A 16,184-nucleotide genomic window follows, 5' to 3' on the forward strand; every position below is an offset into this window, starting at 1 on the left:
TGAGCTGATCGATGCGACCCGCTGAGCTGAAGCGACTCACCGTCCAGGAGTCCGCCGACCGTTACCTCGAACTGGTCCGCGCCAAGACCGTCACCGGGGCCCTGTCCCCGGCGACGGCCGAGGTGTACGCGCGCGACGTGGCGACGTTCGTGCGGCTGGCCGGGGCCGAGGGAGTGCTCGACGACCTGACCGGCGAGGACGTCGACGCGGTGCTGCTGGCGTTCGCCCGCAAACCCGACGGGCGGCGGTCCTCCCCCGGCGGCGAGTCGCAGAGCCCCTCCTCGCAGTCGCGGTTCCGCCGGTCGGTGTCGGCGTTCTTCAAGTACGCCACCGTGGCCGGCTGGGTGCAGGTCGACCCGATGACGGCGGCGACGGTCACCGCCAAGGAGCGCGGCGGGCTGCGAGCCGAGCGGCGGGCGCTGACCCGCGAGCAGGCCCAGGGGCTCGTCGGAGCCGCCCGCTCCCTGACCGCGGCCGAGCCCGAGGGCGGGCGGCGCGACCAGCGCACCGAGGTCCGCGACGCGCTGATCGTGCTCCTGCTGTCCACCCTCGGCCCGAGGGTGTCGGAGCTGGTGCGGGCGAACGTCGAAGACTTCTACACCAATGACGGCGTCCGCTACTGGCGCATCTTCGGCAAAGGCGGCAAGACACGCGACGTGCCGCTCCCCCACGACGTGGCCGAGGTGCTCGACGCCTACCTGTCGGGTGGCCGGCCCGCCACCTCCGAGAAGGCCCTGCTGTTGTCGTGGCGCGGAAGGCGGCTGGCGCGGGGTGACGTGCAGGCGGTGATCGACCGGGTCCAGCGGCGGATCGACCCCGCCCAGCGGCGTTCGGTGACCCCGCACGGGCTGCGGCACACCACCGCCACCCACCTGCTCGCCGACGCGGTCGACATGGACGCCGTGCGCAGGGTGCTCGGTCACAGCGACCTGTCCACCCTCGGCCGCTACCGTGACGAGCTGCCCGGTGAGCTGGAGGTCGCGATGCGCGCCCATCCCCTGCTGCGCCGCCCCGCCTCCGGCGAGTGACCCCCGCCGCGCCGCCTGAGGGCCGGTCGTTCGGTGGTGTGGTGGGTGTGGATGATAGGGGGGTGATTTCCTCATTTGCGTCTTTTGCGGTGGTGGCCGGATTGATGACGATCATCCCCGGGCTCGACACCGCCCTGGTCCTACGGGCAGCCGTCACCGGCGGACGGCGGCAGGCGTTCGCCACCGCCCTAGGGATCAACACCGGCGTCCTGATCTGGGGAGCCGCCGCCGCAGTGGGGATCTCCGCCCTGCTCACCGCCTCCGCGCTCGCCTACACCCTCCTGCGCTACATCGGCGCGGCCTACATGCTGTGGCTCGGAGCGTCCATGCTGTGGCGAGCCCGCGCGGGACAGGCCACAGACCCCACCCCGCAACCCGAGACGGCGAGCGGCGCGGGGCGAGCCTGGATCCGCGGCCTGGCCACCAACCTGCTCAACCCGAAAGTCGGCGTCTTCTACGTCGCCCTGCTCCCCCAGTTCATCCCCGACGGCGCCCCCCACCTGCTCACAGGCGTGCTGCTGGCACTGGTGCACAACATCGAGGGCATGGCCTGGTTCACACTGCTCATCTTCGGCACCGAGCTCGCACGCGGCTGGCTCTCCAAAGCACGGGTACGCCAGGCCGTGGACCGGCTCACCGGAGCGATCCTGATCACTTTCGGGCTGCGCCTGGCCCTGTCACAGCAGTAACGCACGCCGCGGCCCGATCGAGCAGCAACGCACGCTCCCGCTCGTTGCGCGTGAGCGACGCCGCGCGCTCGAACTCCCCACGCGCCTCGTCGAACCGCCCCAGCTTGGCCAGCAGATCACCCCGCACACTCGGCAACAGGTGATACCCCCTCAGCGACGGCTCGGAGGTCAGCTCGTCCACCAGCCGCAACCCCGCCGCAGGCCCGAACGCCATTCCCAGCGCGACCGCCCGGTTCAGCTCCACGACCGGAGAGGGCACCAGCCGGGCCAACCCCTCGTACAGCACCGCGATGCGCTCCCAGTCGGTCTCCTCGGGGGTGCGCGCCCGCGCGTGACAGGCCGCGATCGCCGCCTGCACCTCGTACGGCCCGGCCGGCCCGCCCAGCACCTCCGCGCGCGCAAGCGCCGCCAGGCCACGGCGGATGAGCAGCTGATCCCAGCGTGCGCGGTCCTGGTCGAGCAGCAGCACCGGCTTCCCCGACGGGCCCACCCGCGCGGCCGACCGAGACGCCTGGATCTCCAGCAGCGCGACCAGGCCATGCACCTCCGGCTCCCCAGGCATCAGCTCGGCCAGGATCCGCCCCAGGCGCAGCGCCTCCTCGCACAACGCCGGCCGCATCCAGTCGTCCCCGGCGGTCGCGGTGTACCCCTCGTTGAACACCAGGTAGATGACCTCCAGCACCGACGACAGGCGTTCGGCCAGCTCATCGGCCTCCGGCACCTCGAAGGGCACGCGCGCCTTGGCCAGCGTGCGCTTGGCCCGCACGATGCGCTGCGCGACGGTCGGCTCCCCCACCAGGAACGCCCGCGCGATCTCCTCGGTCTTCAGCCCCCCGAGCAGCCTCAGCGTGAGCGCCACCCGTGCCTCGGTGGACAGCACCGGGTGGCAGGCGGTGAACACCAGGCGCAACAGATCGTCCTCGATGTCGCCGTCCAGGCCAGCGGGAAGATCCGGCTCGGCGCCCTCCCCGCCGGTCAGCAACTCGTGACCGAGCTCCTCGATCTTGCGTTCGAACCGCTGCTCGCGGCGGATGAGGTCGACGGCGCGGCGTCTGCCGACGGTCATGAGCCAGGCGCCCGGATTGCGGGGGACGCCGGACTCGGGCCACTGCTCCAGCGCGGCGACCAGGGCGTCCTGCGCGAGCTCCTCGGCGAGGCCGACATCGCGCACGATGCGTGCGAGACCGGCGATCACCCTGGCCGACTCGATCCTCCAGACCGCGTCGATCGCGCCACGTGCATCGGTAGCCGTCACGGCCACCTATCAGAGCACCTCCTGCGGTGAGCTCGCAACACTCCGCCCGAGCCGCCGCCCGACGCCTTCCTCGACTCCCTGGCAACCCGAACACGGCCCGCGACCACGGGCCGGGGCAATCACATGGCTGGAAAAGGGTTGGACGGGGTGATGCTCGGGCTTGTAGCTTGCAGTTGACCGTGACACCGCCCAAGGAGGTGAGACCCATGAACGCTGTATCGATGTGGGTGCTCCCCCTTCCCGTCACGATCGGGCGATTGACGTAGGTGTCGCCGGGAGCGCCCCGCCAACAAGGCACTCCCGAAAGGCAACACCTATGCACTCTCTGCAGTCCACCGCCGAGCCGTCGCCGAACGACAGGGTCGAGAGCCACGTCACCGTGGGCGACGCCCCCAGGCCCTGGTCGCCGGCCTCCGGCGCCGATCGCGCGCCCCTCATCTTCGACGTGATCATCGCCGGGTGCGGGCCGACCGGCGCGATGCTGGCCGCCGAACTACGGCTGCACAATGTGCGGGTACTCGTTCTGGAGAAGGAAACCGAGCCCGCGTCGTTCGTCCGCATAGTCGGTCTGCATATTCGCAGTCTCGAACTGATGGCGATGCGCGGACTGCTGGATCGCATTCTCCAGCATGGAAGACAACGTCCGGCCGGCGGTTTCTTCGCCGCCATCCCCAAACCCGCGCCCAAGGGCCTGGACTCCGCGTACGCCTATCTGCTGGGCATCCCACAGCCGGTCATCGATCACCTGCTCGGAGAACACGCGATCGAACTGGGTGCGCAGGTCCGGCGCGGTTGCACGGTCACAGGCTTCGAGCAGGACGACGAGGGCGTGACCGTCGAGCTGGCCGACGGGGAACAACTGCGTTCGCGCTATCTCGTCGGCTGTGACGGCGGGCGCAGTACGGTGCGCAAACTGCTCGGCGTCGGCTTCCCCGGCGAGCCCTCACGGACCGACACGCTCATGGGCGAGATGAAAGTGGGTGTACCGCAGGAGGAGATCGCCACCAAGATGACCGAAATCAGCGAGACCCATCAGCGATTCTGGCTCCGGCCCTTCGGTGAAGGGGTCTATAGCGTCGTAGTCCCCGCCGCGGGAGTCAGCGACCGCGCGGAACCGCCCACCCTCGAAGATTTCAGACAACAGTTGCGCACCATCGCCGGAACCGATTTCGGCGTTCACTCCCCGCGCTGGTTGTCCCGCTTCGGGGATGCCACCCGGCTGGCCGAACGTTATCGGCTCGGGCGGGTGCTACTGGCCGGCGATGCGGCACACATCCATCCACCCACCGGCGGACAGGGCCTCAACCTGGGCGTTCAGGACGCCTTCAACCTCGGCTGGAAACTGGCCGCACAGATCCGCGGCTGGGCTCCGGAGACACTGCTGGACACCTACCAGGCCGAACGTCATCCGGTCGCCGAGGACGTGCTGGACAACACCCGCGCCCAGATGGAACTGCTGTCCACCGAACCGGGCCCGCAGGCCGTGCGCAGGCTGCTCACCGAACTGATGGACTTCGACGAGGTGAACCGCTATCTGATCGAGAAGATCACCGCGATCGGCATCCGCTACGACTTCGGCGAAGGCCCCGACCTGCTCGGCCGCCGCCTGCGCGACATCGACGTGAAACAGGGCCACCTGTACGGTCTGCTGCATCGCGGCCGCGGCCTGCTGCTGGACCGCACCGAACGCCTGACCGTCGGCGGCTGGTCGGACCGCGTCGATTACCTCGCGGATCCCACTGCGGCACTGGATGTTCCGTGCGTCCTGCTACGCCCCGACGGCCACGTCGCCTGGATCGGCGACGAACAGCAGGACCTGGACGACCACCTCTCCCGCTGGTTCGGCAAGCCCGCCAGCTGACCTTGCCTGAGGAAGGGTTTGTTGGGTGGGTGATTATGGTCTTCATCCACCCAACACCTTTACTTTGTAGATTCATAAGTCGGACGGGCGGGGCCAAGGTGGCCGGGTCAGGTGATCGGGGTGGACATCATCTGGTCGACGAGCGAGGTGGTGTGCTTGGCGTACCGGAAGAGCGGATGGGTCAGCACCTCCTGCAGGAAGGCCAGGTCGGTGCAGAGCCCCGCTCCCCTGACGGTGAACTCCTCCAGCGCGCGGTGCGCCCTGGCCACGGCCTGCGCGCGGGTCGGCGCCCAGACCGACACCTTCGCGATCAGCGGGTCGTAGTCGGCCGTGATGCGAAGGCCGGCGGCGGCATGGGTGTCGACCCGCGTGAACGGGCCGCCCGGCGGGACGAACTCCTCGATGATCCCCGGCGTGGGCACGAACCCCCGCGCCGGGTCCTCGGCGTTCACGCGGCACTCGATCGACACCCCCGTGGGCACGATGTCGCACTGGCGGTGGGCCAGGGGCCGCCCGGCGGCGATGACCAGCTGCTCGCGCACCAGGTCGATCCCGGTCACCATCTCGGTGATGGGGTGCTCGACCTGCAACCGGCAGTTGACCTCGATGAAGTGGCACGCGCCGCGCTCGTCCAGGACGTACTCGAACGTGCCCGCGCCGACGTACCCGGCCCGCAGGGCCGCGCGCACGGTGATCTCCCCGAGGTGCTCGATCGTCGCCTCGGGGAGGTTGGGCGGAGGCGTCTCCTCGATCAGCTTCTGCCGGCGCCGCTGCACCGAGCAGTCCCGGGCGCCCAGGTGGACGACGTCGCCGTGGCCGTCGGCGAGGATCTGCACCTCGACGTGCCTGGCGGCGTCCAGGTACTTCTCCACGTACACCCGGGGGTCGCCGAACAGGGTGACCGCCTCGCGCCGGGTGGCGGCGAACGCGCGGGCGAAGTCGCCCGGCTCGTGCACCACCGTCATGGCCCTCCCGCCGCCCCCCGCCGACGACTTGATCACGACGGGGTAGCCGACCGCGTCCGCCGTACGAGCGGCCTCGACCGGCCCCGCGGCGGGACCCGAGCCGCCGGGAAGCACGGGCAGCCCGGCCTCGGCGGCGAACTCGCGCGCGGACACCTTGTCGCCGAGCCGGGCGATCACGTGCGACGGCGGGCCGATCAGGGTCAGCCCGTGCGCCTCGCAGATCTCGGCGAACTCCGCGCTCTCCGACAGAAAGCCGTATCCGGGGTGGATGGCGTCGGCTCCGGTCTGCAGGGCGGCGGTGACGATCGCGGCCGCGTTGAGGTAGCTGTGCCTGGGTGCCGCGGGTCCGATCTGGACGGACTCGTCGGCCAGGCGCACCGCGGCGGAGTCGCGGTCCGCCGTGGAGTGGGCGACGACCGTGCGGATTCCCATCTCGCGGCACGTCCGAAGCACGCGCAGGGCGATCTCGCCCCGGTTGGCGACCAGAACTGTGGTGAACATCGCGCCAGGCTCCAAGCTCCGAGGAAGAAAGGATCAGTGGCCGTCGCAGGGCACGAGTGCCAGCAGCGGCTCCTCGTACTGGACCGGTGAGCCGTCGGTGGCGACGATCTCGCAGACGCGGCCGGGGTGCTCGGCCTGGACGGCGTTCATGAGTTTCATGGCCTCGATGATGCCCACCTGCTGGCCGGCCTCGACGACGTCGCCGATCTCGACGAACGGCGGCGCGCCGGGCTCCTGGGACCGGTAGAACGTGCCGACCATGGGTGCGGTGACGACGACCGCGCCCGGTGTGCCGGCGTCGACACCGGCGTCGATGCCGGGCGGGTCGTCGCGCCGTTGGAGCTCGGTGCCGGGCGGGCGCGGCTCGGGGTCGCGCGGCGCGGTGGGCGACCACTCGACGTCGACGGCCAGGGTGGCGGTCGAGACGGTGATCCTGCGCAGCGGGGCGGCGCCGGCCTGCCCGAGCCGGGCGGCGTGCCGGACGACCCAGTCCAGTACCTGCTCGCGCTCGTCCAGGTGTGCGGGTTCGGCTGTCATACGGGTTCCTCCTACGGCTGCCGGCGTGGTCGGCGGCAGGGGCCTAGGCGCGGGCTCCGAAGCGGCGGAAGCGCCGCCTGCGCTCGGCCACCAGCCGGTCGGGATCGGTCCGCGCGAGCTCGTACAGCGTCGCGGTGACGGCCTGCCTGACCAGCCGGACGGTGAGCGAGGGGTCGCGGTGCGCGCCGCCGTCCGGTTCGGGGATGACGGCGTCGACGATGCCGTGGCGCAGCAGCTCGCGCGCGCCCAGGCGCAGGGCGGCGGCGGCCCGCGGGGCCGCGGCGGCGTCGCGCCACAGGATGGCCGCGCATCCTTCGGGGCTGATCACCGAGTAGACGGCGTTGCCGAGGGCGAGCACCCGGTCGGCGACGCCCAGGGCGAGCGCTCCCCCGCTGCCGCCCTCGCCGGTCACGACGGCGAGCACCGGGACGCGCAGCCGGGACATCAGGCGCAGGTTCTCGGCGATGGCGTGGGCCTGCCCGCCCGCCTCGGCCTCGACGCCGGCGTACGCGCCGGGGGTGTCGATGAGGGTGAGGATCGGCAGGCCGAGCTTGCCGGCCAGGCGCATCAGCCTGGCGGCCTTGCGGAATCCGGCCGGGGAGCCCATGCCGAAGTCGTGGGCGACGAGTTCGCGGGTGTCGTGGCCCTTTTGGTGGCCGATGAGCATGATGGGCACGTCGTCGAGGCGCCCGATGCCGCCGACGATCGCCGGGCAGTCCCCAAAGACGCGGTCGCCGTGCAGTTCCTGGAAGTCCTCCAGCAGGTAGCAGGCGTAGTCCAGGGTGGTGGGGCGTCCGGGGTCTCGGGCCAGGGCGACGGTCTGCCAGGCGTCGCGCTCGGGCAGGCGTTCGGCGCCGAGCACCAGCGGGGGCGCGCTGCCCCGCCAGGCGGCGGGTACGGCCCGGCCGCCGGTGGCCCAGGCGGCGGCCGACAGCAGGTGGGCCAGCAGGGGCCTGAGCTCGGCGCGGCGGCGCACGGCGTCGACCAGGCCGCCCGCGAGGAGCGTCTCGGCGGTCTGGAAGCCCTCGGGGAGGGTCTGCTTGATGGTGCCGGCGATGACGCGGGGCCCGGCGAAGCCCATGTGGGCGCCCGCCTCGGCGACGATGACGTCGGCCAGGGTGGCGTAGGAGGCGGCGACGCCTCCGTAGGTGGGGTCGGTGACCAGCGAGACGGTGAGCAGGCCCGCGTCGTCCAGGTCGGCCAGGGCCTGGCTGGTCTTGGCCATCTGCATCAGGGCCAGGGCGCCCTCCTGCATGCGGGCGCCTCCCGAGGCGGTGACGACGACCAGGGGGGTGGCGGTGGCCAGGGCGTGCTCGGCCGCGGCGGTGATGCTCTCGCCGACTGCGCAGCCGAGGCTGCCGCCCATGAACCCGAAGTCCATGACGGCGGCGACGACCGGGTGGCCGCGGACGGTGGCGGTCGCGCACACGACGGCCTCCCGCAGGCCGGTGGCGCGGCGGGCCTGCTCCAGCCGGGCGAGGTAGGGGCGGGTGTCGGTGAAGCCGAGCGGGTCGACCACGGTGGGCGAGGCGCCGATCGGGGTCGTGGAGCCGGGGTCCAGGAGCTGGCGCAGCCGTTCGGGCGCGGTGAGCCGGGCGTGGTGCCCGCAGCCGGGGCACACCCGCAGTCTCCGCCGGTAGTGCTCGCCGTACGTCGGCCCCTCGCAGCCGGGACAGCGGATCCACAGCGAGGAGGCGGGGACGGCGGTGGTCGCGGTCACGCGGCGGCCTTCCGGGTGGCCGCGTGGCGGGCGTCTGATCGCATGGCATTCCTCCTGTGACTCCCGGCAGGTGCGCCGGCCGTTCACGACGCGCGGCGGGCCCCCTGTCCGGAACCATCCCTCGGGGCGCTGGTCGATCGCTTGAGGGGCGCTGGAGGCGTTCTGGTCGGGGCGGGGTGGAGGGGTGCTCCCCGCCCACTAACTAACGTCCTTATGCCGAAATTATGTGCTATTTCATATCAAATCGGACGGGGGCTGCACCGGGATTCCCCGGCCACACAAGGGAACTCACCATTCGGAAATCCTACGCGAGGTAAAGAATACAGTACTAGACCAGGACTTTTTCGGAGATTTTGTCCTGAGGAGCCATTTTTCCGGAAGTTCCGATAAGCGGGTTCATCTAAATTCGAGAAGTCCACCAGGCGTCGAGGTCACGCCGACGCCGAGCGCCGGCCAGCTCGGACGACGTTGCCGATCATCTGCGGAGATCACATGGAATTCCGGGTTCTGGGTTCGCTGCAAGTCGTCGACGACACCACCGACCTGACGCCGAGCGCCGCCAAGGTGCGGGCGGTCCTGGCGATGCTCGTCCTGCGCCACAACCAGATCGTGTCCACCCGCGAGCTGATCGACGAACTGTGGGGCGAGCGCCCGCCGGCGACCGCCCTTCCCACCCTGCACACCTACGTGTACAAGCTGCGCAAGATGCTCGGCACCACCGGCCCCGCCACGGTGGTCACCAAGCCGTACGGGTACCTGCTCGCGACCTCGCCGGAGACCATCGACGTGTTCCGCTTCGAACGGCTGGTCGCCGACGGATGGAACGCGCTGGAGCGCCAGGACCCCGAGCACGCCACCGAGGCCCTCTCCCAGGCCCTGGCCCTGTGGCGGGGGCCCGCCCTGGTCAACCTGGCGGCGGGCGAGCTGCTGTCGGCGCAGATCACCCGGCTGGAGGAGAGCCGCCTGCGCGCCCTGCAGCTGCGCCTGTCGGCCGACCTGCGGCTGGGCAGGCACCGCGAGCTGATCAGCGAGCTCAAGGAGCTCATCGCCACCTACCCCCTCGACGAGGACTTCTACGCCAAGCTCATGACCGCGCTCTACCAGGTCGGACGGCGCGGCGAGGCACTGGAGGTGTACCAGAACCTGCGCCAGATCCTGGTAGGCCAGCTCGGGCTGGAGCCCTCCCCCGCCCTGTGCCGCCTGCAGCGGCGCCTGCTGTCGGCCGACCCCGGCCTGGAGCAGCCGGGACTGGAACAGCCCGGCCTGGAACCCGGGCCGGAGAACCCGCCCCGGCCGGCCGCGCGGGCGGGCACCGTCAAACCCGCGCAGCTGCCCGCCGACATCGCCGACTTCGTCGGGCGCGAAGAGGTGGGCGAGCGGATCGCCGCGGTGCTGTCGCGACCCGCCGAGTCCGGCACCGCCGTACGGGTGATCTGCGTCAGCGGGATGCCCGGGGTCGGCGAGACGGCGCTGGCCGTCCACGCCGCGCACCGCGCCCGGGGCGGCTTCCCCTCGGGCCAGTTGTTCGCCGAGCTCGGCGGCGCGAGCGCCCCGGCCGACCCCGGCGAAGTGCTCGCGGGGTTCCTGCGCGCCGCCGGGGTGCCCTCCGGCGACATCCCCGCCGACCGCGACGAGCGCAGCAAGCTGTTCCGCACCTGGTGCAGCGACCGGCAGGTCCTCATCGTGCTCGACGACGCGAGCAGCCCCGCGCAGATCCAGCCACTGCTGCCGGGGTCGGCCGGGTGCGCGGTCATCGTCACCAGCCGGTTCGGGCTGCACGGGTTCGCCGGCGCGCAGATGGTCGAACTGGACCCGCTCAGCCCCGCCGAGGGCCTCGAACTGCTCGCCAGGATCATCGGCCGGGCCCGACTGGACGGCGAGCGCGCGGCCGGCGAGCGGATCGTCGGCCTGTGCGGGCGGCTGCCCCTGGCCCTGAGGTGCGCCGGTTCCCGGCTGGCCGCCGGCCAGGGGCTGACGCTGGCGAAGTTCGCCGAACGGCTGGAGGACCCCCGCGCCCGCCTCTCCCACCTGTCGGTCGCGGACCTGGACGTGCGCGCGGCCTTCTGCGGCACCTACGAGCGGCTCGGCGAGCCGGAGCGCAGCCTGTTCCGGCTACTCGGGCTGCTGCAGACGCCCTACGTCACCGTACGGCAGGCGTGCGCGCTGCTCGGCTGCGAGGTCGACCACGCCGAACGGCTGCTCGCCCGGCTCGCCGACTGCTCGCTGCTGAAGGCGCGGGCCGGGTCGCTCGGCGAGCTGCGGTACGCGATCCACGAGCTGGTCAGGCTGTACGCCAGGGAATGCCTGGAAAAGGAGCTGGACACCTGCGGCGAGTTCACGCCCGAGCCCCCCGCGCAGGCCAGCGTCCCCGCGCCCGCGCGGATCCCCTCCGGCACCGGGACCCCGCCGCCCGCCGGGTCCGGCGACGACCACGACGTGGGCGCCCGCGAGGACCACGACGCCGGGGAGCGGTCCTTCTCGCTGCTGATGGCGCCCGCCGAGTGCGTCAACGGGAGCGCGGCCCGCGTGCTCGGCCCGTAAGGGCGCCGCGGCGGGAGGTCGCGGTGGTGCGGCGCGGCCTCATTCCGGCACTAGCGCTGCATCAGCAGCAATCCAGGCGTTCCGGACACCATTGCGTCTACGGACGAAAGGAGACGTGTGGTGCATCGGACGCTAATCGTGGCGAAGATGGAACCCTCCGAGACGGAGGCGGTTGCCAAGATCTTCGCCGACTCGGACGCGAGCGACCTGCCGCATCTCATCGGGGTGTCGAGGCGAACGCTGTTCCGCTTCCACGACCTGTACTTCCACCTGGTCGAGGCCGACCACGACATCACGCCCAACCTGTACAAGGCGCGCAGCCACCCGCTGTACGGGGAGATCAACCAGCGGCTCGGCGAGCACATCCGGCCCTACGACCCGAACTGGCGCGAGCCCAAGGACGCCATGGCCGAACCGTTCTACACCTGGGAGGCGGACGGCCATGACTGAGAACCGCCTCACCAAGGTCACCGTCAGCGAGGTCGCGCCCAACCGGCGCCGCGGCGGCGACATCCGCGTCCTGCTCAGCCCGAAGACCACCGGCTCCACCTCCGGCTTCATGGGCGTCGCCTTCCTGCAACCCGGAGAGCACTTCGTCGAGCACTACCACCCGTACTCCGAGGAGTTCATGTACCTCGTACGCGGCACGGTCCTCGCCCGCGTCGACGGCGAGCAGGAGATCGTCCTGCACGCCGGCGACGCGCTCATGGTGCCCAAGACGGTCAGGCACCGGATCCAGAACACCGGCGAGGAGGAGGCCTGCATGGTCTTCCACGCCAGTCCCCTGGCCCCGCGGCCCGACCTCGGCCACGTGGACACCGAGCCGGCAGCGAACGACGCCGCGGCAGGGAGCCCGCGGTGAACATCGTGGACACCCGTCCGACCACCCGGCGCCGCACCCGGGCGCGAGGTGGCGCCAGGCGCTCCTCGCGCACGCGCCACGACCGCCGGGTCGTCATCACCGGGATCGGCGTCACGGCACCCGGCGGCATCGGAGTGAAGTCCTTCTGGGACCTGCTCACCGCCGGGCGCACCGCGACGCGCGCCATCACACTGTTCGACGCGACCGGATTCCGCTCCCGGATCGCCGCCGAATGCGACTTCGACCCGGGCGCGCACGGACTGTCCCCGCAGGAGATCCGCCGCATGGACCGCGCCGCCCAGCTCGGCGTGGTCGCTGCGCGGGAGGCCCTGGCCGACAGCGGCCTGACCGGCCAGGACGTGCCGCCCGAGCGCCTCGGGGTCACCATCGGCAGCGCGGTCGGCTGCACCATGGGCCTGGAGGAGGAGTACGTCGTCCTCAGCGACGGAGGCAGGAACTGGCTCGTCGACCCGGCCTACGGAGTGCCCCAGCTATACGGGTACATGGTGCCGAGCACCATCGCCACCGAGATCGCCTGGGCCGGCGGAGCGGAAGGCCCGGTCGCGCTCATCTCCACCGGATGCACGGCCGGACTCGACTCGGTCGGCCACGGCTACCAGCTCGTCAAGGAGGGCACCGCCGCCGCCGTGATCGCCGGAGCCGCCGACGCGCCGATCTCACCGATCACCGTCGCCTGCTTCGACGCCATCAAGGCCACCTCGCCGAGCAACGACGAACCCGAACACGCCTCACGCCCCTTCGACATGAACCGCAACGGCTTCGTGCTCGGCGAGGGCTCGGCGGTGCTCATCCTGGAGGAGCGCGAGGCCGCGCTGCGGCGCGGCGCGCAGGTGTACGCCGAGATCGTCGGCTTCGCCAGCCGCAGCAACGCCTACCACATGACCGGCCTGAAACCGGACGGCCGCGAGATGGCCGAGGCCATCGGGGCCGCCATGCGCCAGGCGCGGCTGCGGCCCGAGGACGTCGACTACATCAACGCCCACGGGTCGGGCACCCGGCAGAACGACCGCCACGAGACCGCGGCGTTCAAGAGCGCACTGGGCGACCGGGCCTACCGGATCCCTGTCAGCTCGATCAAATCCATGATCGGGCACTCGCTCGGCGCCATCGGATCCATCGAGGTCGCCGCCTGCGCGCTGGCCATCAGGAACAACGTCGTCCCCCCGACCGCGAACCTGCACACCGCCGACCCCGAGTGCGACCTCGACTACGTGCCGCTCACCGCCAGGGAGCGCGACGTCGAGGTGGTCCTCAGCGTGGGCAGCGGGTTCGGCGGGTTCCAGACCGCCATGCTGCTCGCCCGCGACAGGGGCGGGCTCACCGGCCCGGGAGGTGACCGCCATGACTGAGCGGACCGGCGCGGGCGGCGCCCGCCCGGTGGTGACCGGCATCGGCGTCGCGGCGCCCAACGGCCTCGGCACGCAGGCCTACTGGTCGGCCACGCTGGACGGCAAGAGCGGCATCGGCCGGATCACCCGCTTCGACTCCGAGCGGTACCCGGTGCGCGTCGCGGGCGAGGTGTCGGAGTTCGACGACACCGAGCACGTGCCGAGCCGCCTGGCCGTGCAGACCGACCACTGGAGCCACCTCGGCCTCACCGCCGCCGACATGGCGCTGCGCGACGCGCGGATCGAACCCGGCGAACTGCCCGAGTACGAGATGGCCGTCGTCACCGCCGGCTCCTCCGGCGGCACCGAGTTCGGCCAGCGCGAGATCGAGAAGCTGTGGAGCCAGGGCCCCGAGTACGTCGGGGTGTACCAGTCCATCGCCTGGTTCTACGCGGCCACCACCGGCCAGATCTCCATCCGGTACGGCATGCGCGGGCCCTGCGGGGTGGTGTGCACCGAGCAGGCGGGCGGGCTGGACGTGGTCGCGCAGGCCAGGCGGCTGCTCCGCCAGGACGCCACCATGGTGGTGACGGGCGGGACCGACGCCTCGCTGTGCCCGTACGGGCTCGTCGCGCAGATCTCCACCGGCCTGCTCAGCCCGCGCGACGACCCCGAGCGCGCCTACCTGCCCTTCGACGACGACGCCTGCGGATACGTGCCCGGCGAGGGCGGGGCGATGCTCATCGTCGAGGACCACGACGCGGCCCTGGCCCGGGGCGCCCGGCCCTACGGCGCGATCGCCGGATACGGCGCGACCTTCGACCCCCGCCCCGTGCAGGGCGAGGAGAACAGGTCCAACCTGCAACGGGCGATCACGCTGGCGCTGCGAGAGGCCGAGGTGAGCCCCGGCCAGGTGGACGTGGTGTTCGCCGACGCCCTCGGCGTGCCCGAGCGCGACCTGGCCGAGGCACGGGCCATCTCCGCGGTCTTCGGCCCCTACGGGGTGCCGGTCACCGCGCCCAAGACCATGACCGGGCGGCTGTACGCCGGCGGCGCGGCGCTCGACGTGGCCACCGCGCTGCTCGCCATCCGCGACGGCGTGATCCCGCCGACCGTGGGGGTGCGCGCCGCCGCGCCCGCCTACGAGCTGGACCTGGTGCGCAGCGCGGCCAGGGACGGGCCCGTGCGCAGGGCGCTGGTGCTCGCACGCGGCCACGGAGGGTTCAACGCGGCCCTGCTCGTCACGGATGTCTAGCCCACCCGACCTCGCGACAACGGAGAACCGACATGACCGAATTCACCCTCGACGACATGAGACGCATCATGGGCGGCTGCGCGGGAGTGCCCGACGCCGTCGACCTGGCCGACGACATCGGCGAGATGTCGTTCGTCGACCTCGGCTACGACTCGCTCGCGGTGCTGGAGATGGCCGCCCGCATCCAGCAGCAGCTCGGCGTCCGCATCCCCGACGACGCCGTCGATGAGATGAAGACCCCGCAGGCCGCGGTCGACTACGTCAACCGCCGGCTCGCGGCCTGACACCGGAGGAACGTCATGGCAGGACACGCGGACAACGAGATCATCATCGCCAGTCCCATGGACCTTCTGTGGAACATGACCAACGACGTCGAGTCGTGGCCCACGCTGTTCAGCGAGTACTCCGCCTCGCAGATCCTGGAGCAGCGCGGGCCCACCATCAGGTTCCGGCTCACCATGCACCCGGACGCCGACGGCAACGAGTGGAGCTGGGTGTCGGAGCGCACGCCCGACCCGGCGACCAGGACCGTACGCGCCCACCGGGTCGAACCGGGCTGGTTCAAGTACATGAACCTGTTCTGGGAGTACACCCAGGTGCCCGACGCGGTGCGCATGCGCTGGGTCCAGGACTTCGAGATGAAGCCGGACGCCCCGCTCAGCGACAAGCAGATGACCAAGCGGCTCAACGACAACACCGTGATCCAGATGAACCGGATCCGGCAGATCGTCGAGGAGGCCGCCGACCAGTCCCCCGTCCGGATGTGACCCCACTCCGGGCCACCACACGTCCGGGCCCGGCTCCGCCCGGACCGGCCTCCCCGCACCACCACCCCCTTCGATGACAGCAAGTCCGACGGAAAGAAGAGAGTGGGCATGAACCACAAGGACAGCGTGTACCGCGTCATGGTCAGGATGCGGATCCACCCGGGCATGGAGCGCGACTTCGAGAAGACCTGGCGCGAAGTCGCCGCCACCATCGCCCGCCACCCGGCGAACGTCGGCCAGTCGATGGCCAAGAGCCCCGACGAGGACGGCATCTACTACATCGTCAGCGACTGGGAGAGCGAGGAACGGTTCCACGAGTTCGAGCACAGCGCCGAGCACGCCGCCAACCGCATGCGGCTGGACCCCTACCGCGACTCGGCCGGCACCTCGATGACCCCCATGATCGTGGCCTCGCGCCTGGGAGCCCAGCCCAGCCCCGGCCGGGTGCGCGTCGCGCTCTACCTGAACGAGCCGGAGAACGACAGAGGCTCCATCGAGAACGCCTACCACCAGATCAGCACCACCCTCGCGGGCAGGACCGGGCTGCGCGGCAACGAGCTCCTGCGCTCGCTGCGCGACCCGCGCCGGTTCGCCGTGCTGAGCGAGTGGGACGACGTGCCCACCTACCGCGAATGGGAACGCAGCCCCGAGCACCTGCCGACCACCTCGCCGCTGGCCAGGTACCACGACAAGGGCCTTGGGATCTTCGGCTCCTACGAGGTCGTGGCCGCCTACTGACCGGCCCGCCCGCCTCCCCGGACGGCGACCATGAGCAGGAGGACGACGTAGCGATGGCCGGCGCGATGCGCAAGATGGCGGTCTACCTCGGTCTCGTGGAGGACGACCGCTACCCG

Annotated in this window: 15 protein-coding genes and 1 pseudogene; 12 read left to right on the plus strand and 4 right to left on the minus strand. The window is 71.5% G+C overall.

Going from position 1 to position 16,184, the window contains the following annotated elements:
- The first annotated feature begins 11 nt into the window (after positions 1-11).
- Together AB0B89_RS17690 and AB0B89_RS17695 are read left to right on the plus strand one after the other, a co-directional pair.
- Complete coding sequence (locus tag AB0B89_RS17690; protein ID WP_358553531.1) at positions 12-1,028, plus strand: tyrosine-type recombinase/integrase; 1,017 nt, start codon at positions 12-14, stop codon at positions 1,026-1,028.
- Positions 1,029-1,132: 104 nt separating this feature from the next.
- Entirely contained in the window at positions 1,133-1,717 is a 585-nt protein-coding gene (locus tag AB0B89_RS17695; RefSeq protein ID WP_358553533.1) for a LysE family translocator, read from the plus strand.
- Here AB0B89_RS17695 and AB0B89_RS17700 read toward each other — a convergent pair.
- Positions 1,680-2,972: an RNA polymerase sigma factor gene (locus AB0B89_RS17700; RefSeq protein ID WP_358553535.1), complete on the minus strand. Its 1,293-nt coding sequence runs from the start codon at positions 2,970-2,972 to the stop codon at positions 1,680-1,682. The two genes, AB0B89_RS17695 and AB0B89_RS17700, sit on opposite strands and share 38 nt — an antisense overlap.
- A 436-nt stretch (positions 2,973-3,408) precedes the next feature.
- Here AB0B89_RS17700 and rox point away from each other — a divergent pair, with 436 nt between their 5' ends.
- On the plus strand, positions 3,409-4,833 hold the full coding sequence (gene rox / locus AB0B89_RS17705) for a rifampin monooxygenase (protein WP_358553559.1): 1,425 nt from the start codon (positions 3,409-3,411) through the stop codon (positions 4,831-4,833).
- Between the two features lie 107 nt (positions 4,834-4,940).
- Here rox and AB0B89_RS17710 read toward each other — a convergent pair whose 3' ends face one another.
- The 3 genes from AB0B89_RS17710 to AB0B89_RS17720 are packed head-to-tail and all read right to left on the minus strand — an operon-like array spanning position 4,941 to position 8,556.
- On the minus strand, positions 4,941-6,299 hold the full coding sequence (locus AB0B89_RS17710; RefSeq protein WP_358553537.1) for a biotin carboxylase N-terminal domain-containing protein: 1,359 nt from the start codon (positions 6,297-6,299) through the stop codon (positions 4,941-4,943).
- 33 nt (positions 6,300-6,332) lie between these two features.
- The gene (locus tag AB0B89_RS17715; RefSeq protein ID WP_358553539.1) at positions 6,333-6,836 is read right to left on the minus strand and encodes a biotin/lipoyl-containing protein; all 504 of its coding nucleotides are present in this window, start codon (positions 6,834-6,836) and stop codon (positions 6,333-6,335) included.
- A 43-nt stretch (positions 6,837-6,879) separates the two neighbouring features.
- Positions 6,880-8,556, minus strand: coding sequence for an acetyl-CoA carboxylase carboxyltransferase subunit alpha (locus tag AB0B89_RS17720; protein ID WP_358553541.1), 1,677 nt, complete (start codon positions 8,554-8,556; stop codon positions 6,880-6,882).
- Positions 8,557-9,048: 492 nt separating this feature from the next.
- Between AB0B89_RS17720 and AB0B89_RS17725 the strand changes: the two genes are divergently transcribed.
- From AB0B89_RS17725 to AB0B89_RS17765, 9 genes and pseudogenes are all read left to right on the plus strand, one after another.
- Complete coding sequence (locus tag AB0B89_RS17725; protein ID WP_358553543.1) at positions 9,049-11,097, plus strand: BTAD domain-containing putative transcriptional regulator; 2,049 nt, start codon at positions 9,049-9,051, stop codon at positions 11,095-11,097.
- A 120-nt stretch (positions 11,098-11,217) separates the two neighbouring features.
- Positions 11,218-11,547: a TcmI family type II polyketide cyclase gene (locus AB0B89_RS17730; protein WP_358553545.1), complete on the plus strand. Its 330-nt coding sequence runs from the start codon at positions 11,218-11,220 to the stop codon at positions 11,545-11,547.
- A complete protein-coding gene (locus AB0B89_RS17735) occupies positions 11,540-11,959 on the plus strand; it encodes a cupin domain-containing protein (RefSeq protein WP_358553547.1) in 420 nt (139 codons plus the stop codon). Before AB0B89_RS17730 ends, AB0B89_RS17735 begins: the two co-directional genes overlap by 8 nt.
- Entirely contained in the window at positions 11,956-13,329 is a 1,374-nt protein-coding gene (locus AB0B89_RS17740) for a beta-ketoacyl-[acyl-carrier-protein] synthase family protein (RefSeq protein ID WP_358553549.1), read from the plus strand. Before AB0B89_RS17735 ends, AB0B89_RS17740 begins: the two co-directional genes overlap by 4 nt.
- The gene (locus tag AB0B89_RS17745; RefSeq protein WP_358553551.1) at positions 13,322-14,563 is read left to right on the plus strand and encodes a ketosynthase chain-length factor; all 1,242 of its coding nucleotides are present in this window, start codon (positions 13,322-13,324) and stop codon (positions 14,561-14,563) included. The genes AB0B89_RS17740 and AB0B89_RS17745 overlap by 8 nt, the downstream gene beginning before the upstream one ends.
- Positions 14,564-14,595: 32 nt before the next feature.
- The gene (locus AB0B89_RS17750; protein WP_358553553.1) at positions 14,596-14,847 is read left to right on the plus strand and encodes an acyl carrier protein; all 252 of its coding nucleotides are present in this window, start codon (positions 14,596-14,598) and stop codon (positions 14,845-14,847) included.
- A gap of 15 nt (positions 14,848-14,862) precedes the next feature.
- On the plus strand, positions 14,863-15,330 hold the full coding sequence (locus tag AB0B89_RS17755) for an SRPBCC family protein (RefSeq protein WP_358553555.1): 468 nt from the start codon (positions 14,863-14,865) through the stop codon (positions 15,328-15,330).
- Positions 15,331-15,438: 108 nt separating this feature from the next.
- Positions 15,439-16,068, plus strand: coding sequence for an antibiotic biosynthesis monooxygenase (locus AB0B89_RS17760; RefSeq protein WP_358553557.1), 630 nt, complete (start codon positions 15,439-15,441; stop codon positions 16,066-16,068).
- Between the two features lie 53 nt (positions 16,069-16,121).
- Positions 16,122-16,184 (plus strand): annotated as a pseudogene (locus AB0B89_RS17765) (cell division protein SepF); the annotation flags it as partial.

Origin of the sequence: Sphaerisporangium sp. NPDC049002 (assembly GCF_040649355.1) — a bacterium.
Lineage (GTDB): Bacteria > Actinomycetota > Actinomycetes > Streptosporangiales > Streptosporangiaceae > Sphaerisporangium.

Excerpts from the sequence above, each read along its gene's own strand:
- AB0B89_RS17690 (WP_358553531.1), top strand. The coding sequence starts at position 12 with ATGCGACCCGCTGAGCTGAAGCGACTCACCGTCCAGGAGTCCGCCGAC.
- AB0B89_RS17750 (WP_358553553.1), top strand. The coding sequence starts at position 14,596 with ATGACCGAATTCACCCTCGACGACATGAGACGCATCATGGGCGGCTGC.
- AB0B89_RS17745 (WP_358553551.1), top strand. The coding sequence starts at position 13,322 with ATGACTGAGCGGACCGGCGCGGGCGGCGCCCGCCCGGTGGTGACCGGC.
- AB0B89_RS17755 (WP_358553555.1), top strand. The coding sequence starts at position 14,863 with ATGGCAGGACACGCGGACAACGAGATCATCATCGCCAGTCCCATGGAC.
- AB0B89_RS17710 (WP_358553537.1), bottom strand. The coding sequence starts at position 6,299 with ATGTTCACCACAGTTCTGGTCGCCAACCGGGGCGAGATCGCCCTGCGC.
- AB0B89_RS17695 (WP_358553533.1), top strand. The coding sequence starts at position 1,133 with ATGACGATCATCCCCGGGCTCGACACCGCCCTGGTCCTACGGGCAGCC.
- AB0B89_RS17735 (WP_358553547.1), top strand. The coding sequence starts at position 11,540 with ATGACTGAGAACCGCCTCACCAAGGTCACCGTCAGCGAGGTCGCGCCC.
- AB0B89_RS17715 (WP_358553539.1), bottom strand. The coding sequence starts at position 6,836 with ATGACAGCCGAACCCGCACACCTGGACGAGCGCGAGCAGGTACTGGAC.
- AB0B89_RS17760 (WP_358553557.1), top strand. The coding sequence starts at position 15,439 with ATGAACCACAAGGACAGCGTGTACCGCGTCATGGTCAGGATGCGGATC.
- AB0B89_RS17725 (WP_358553543.1), top strand. The coding sequence starts at position 9,049 with ATGGAATTCCGGGTTCTGGGTTCGCTGCAAGTCGTCGACGACACCACC.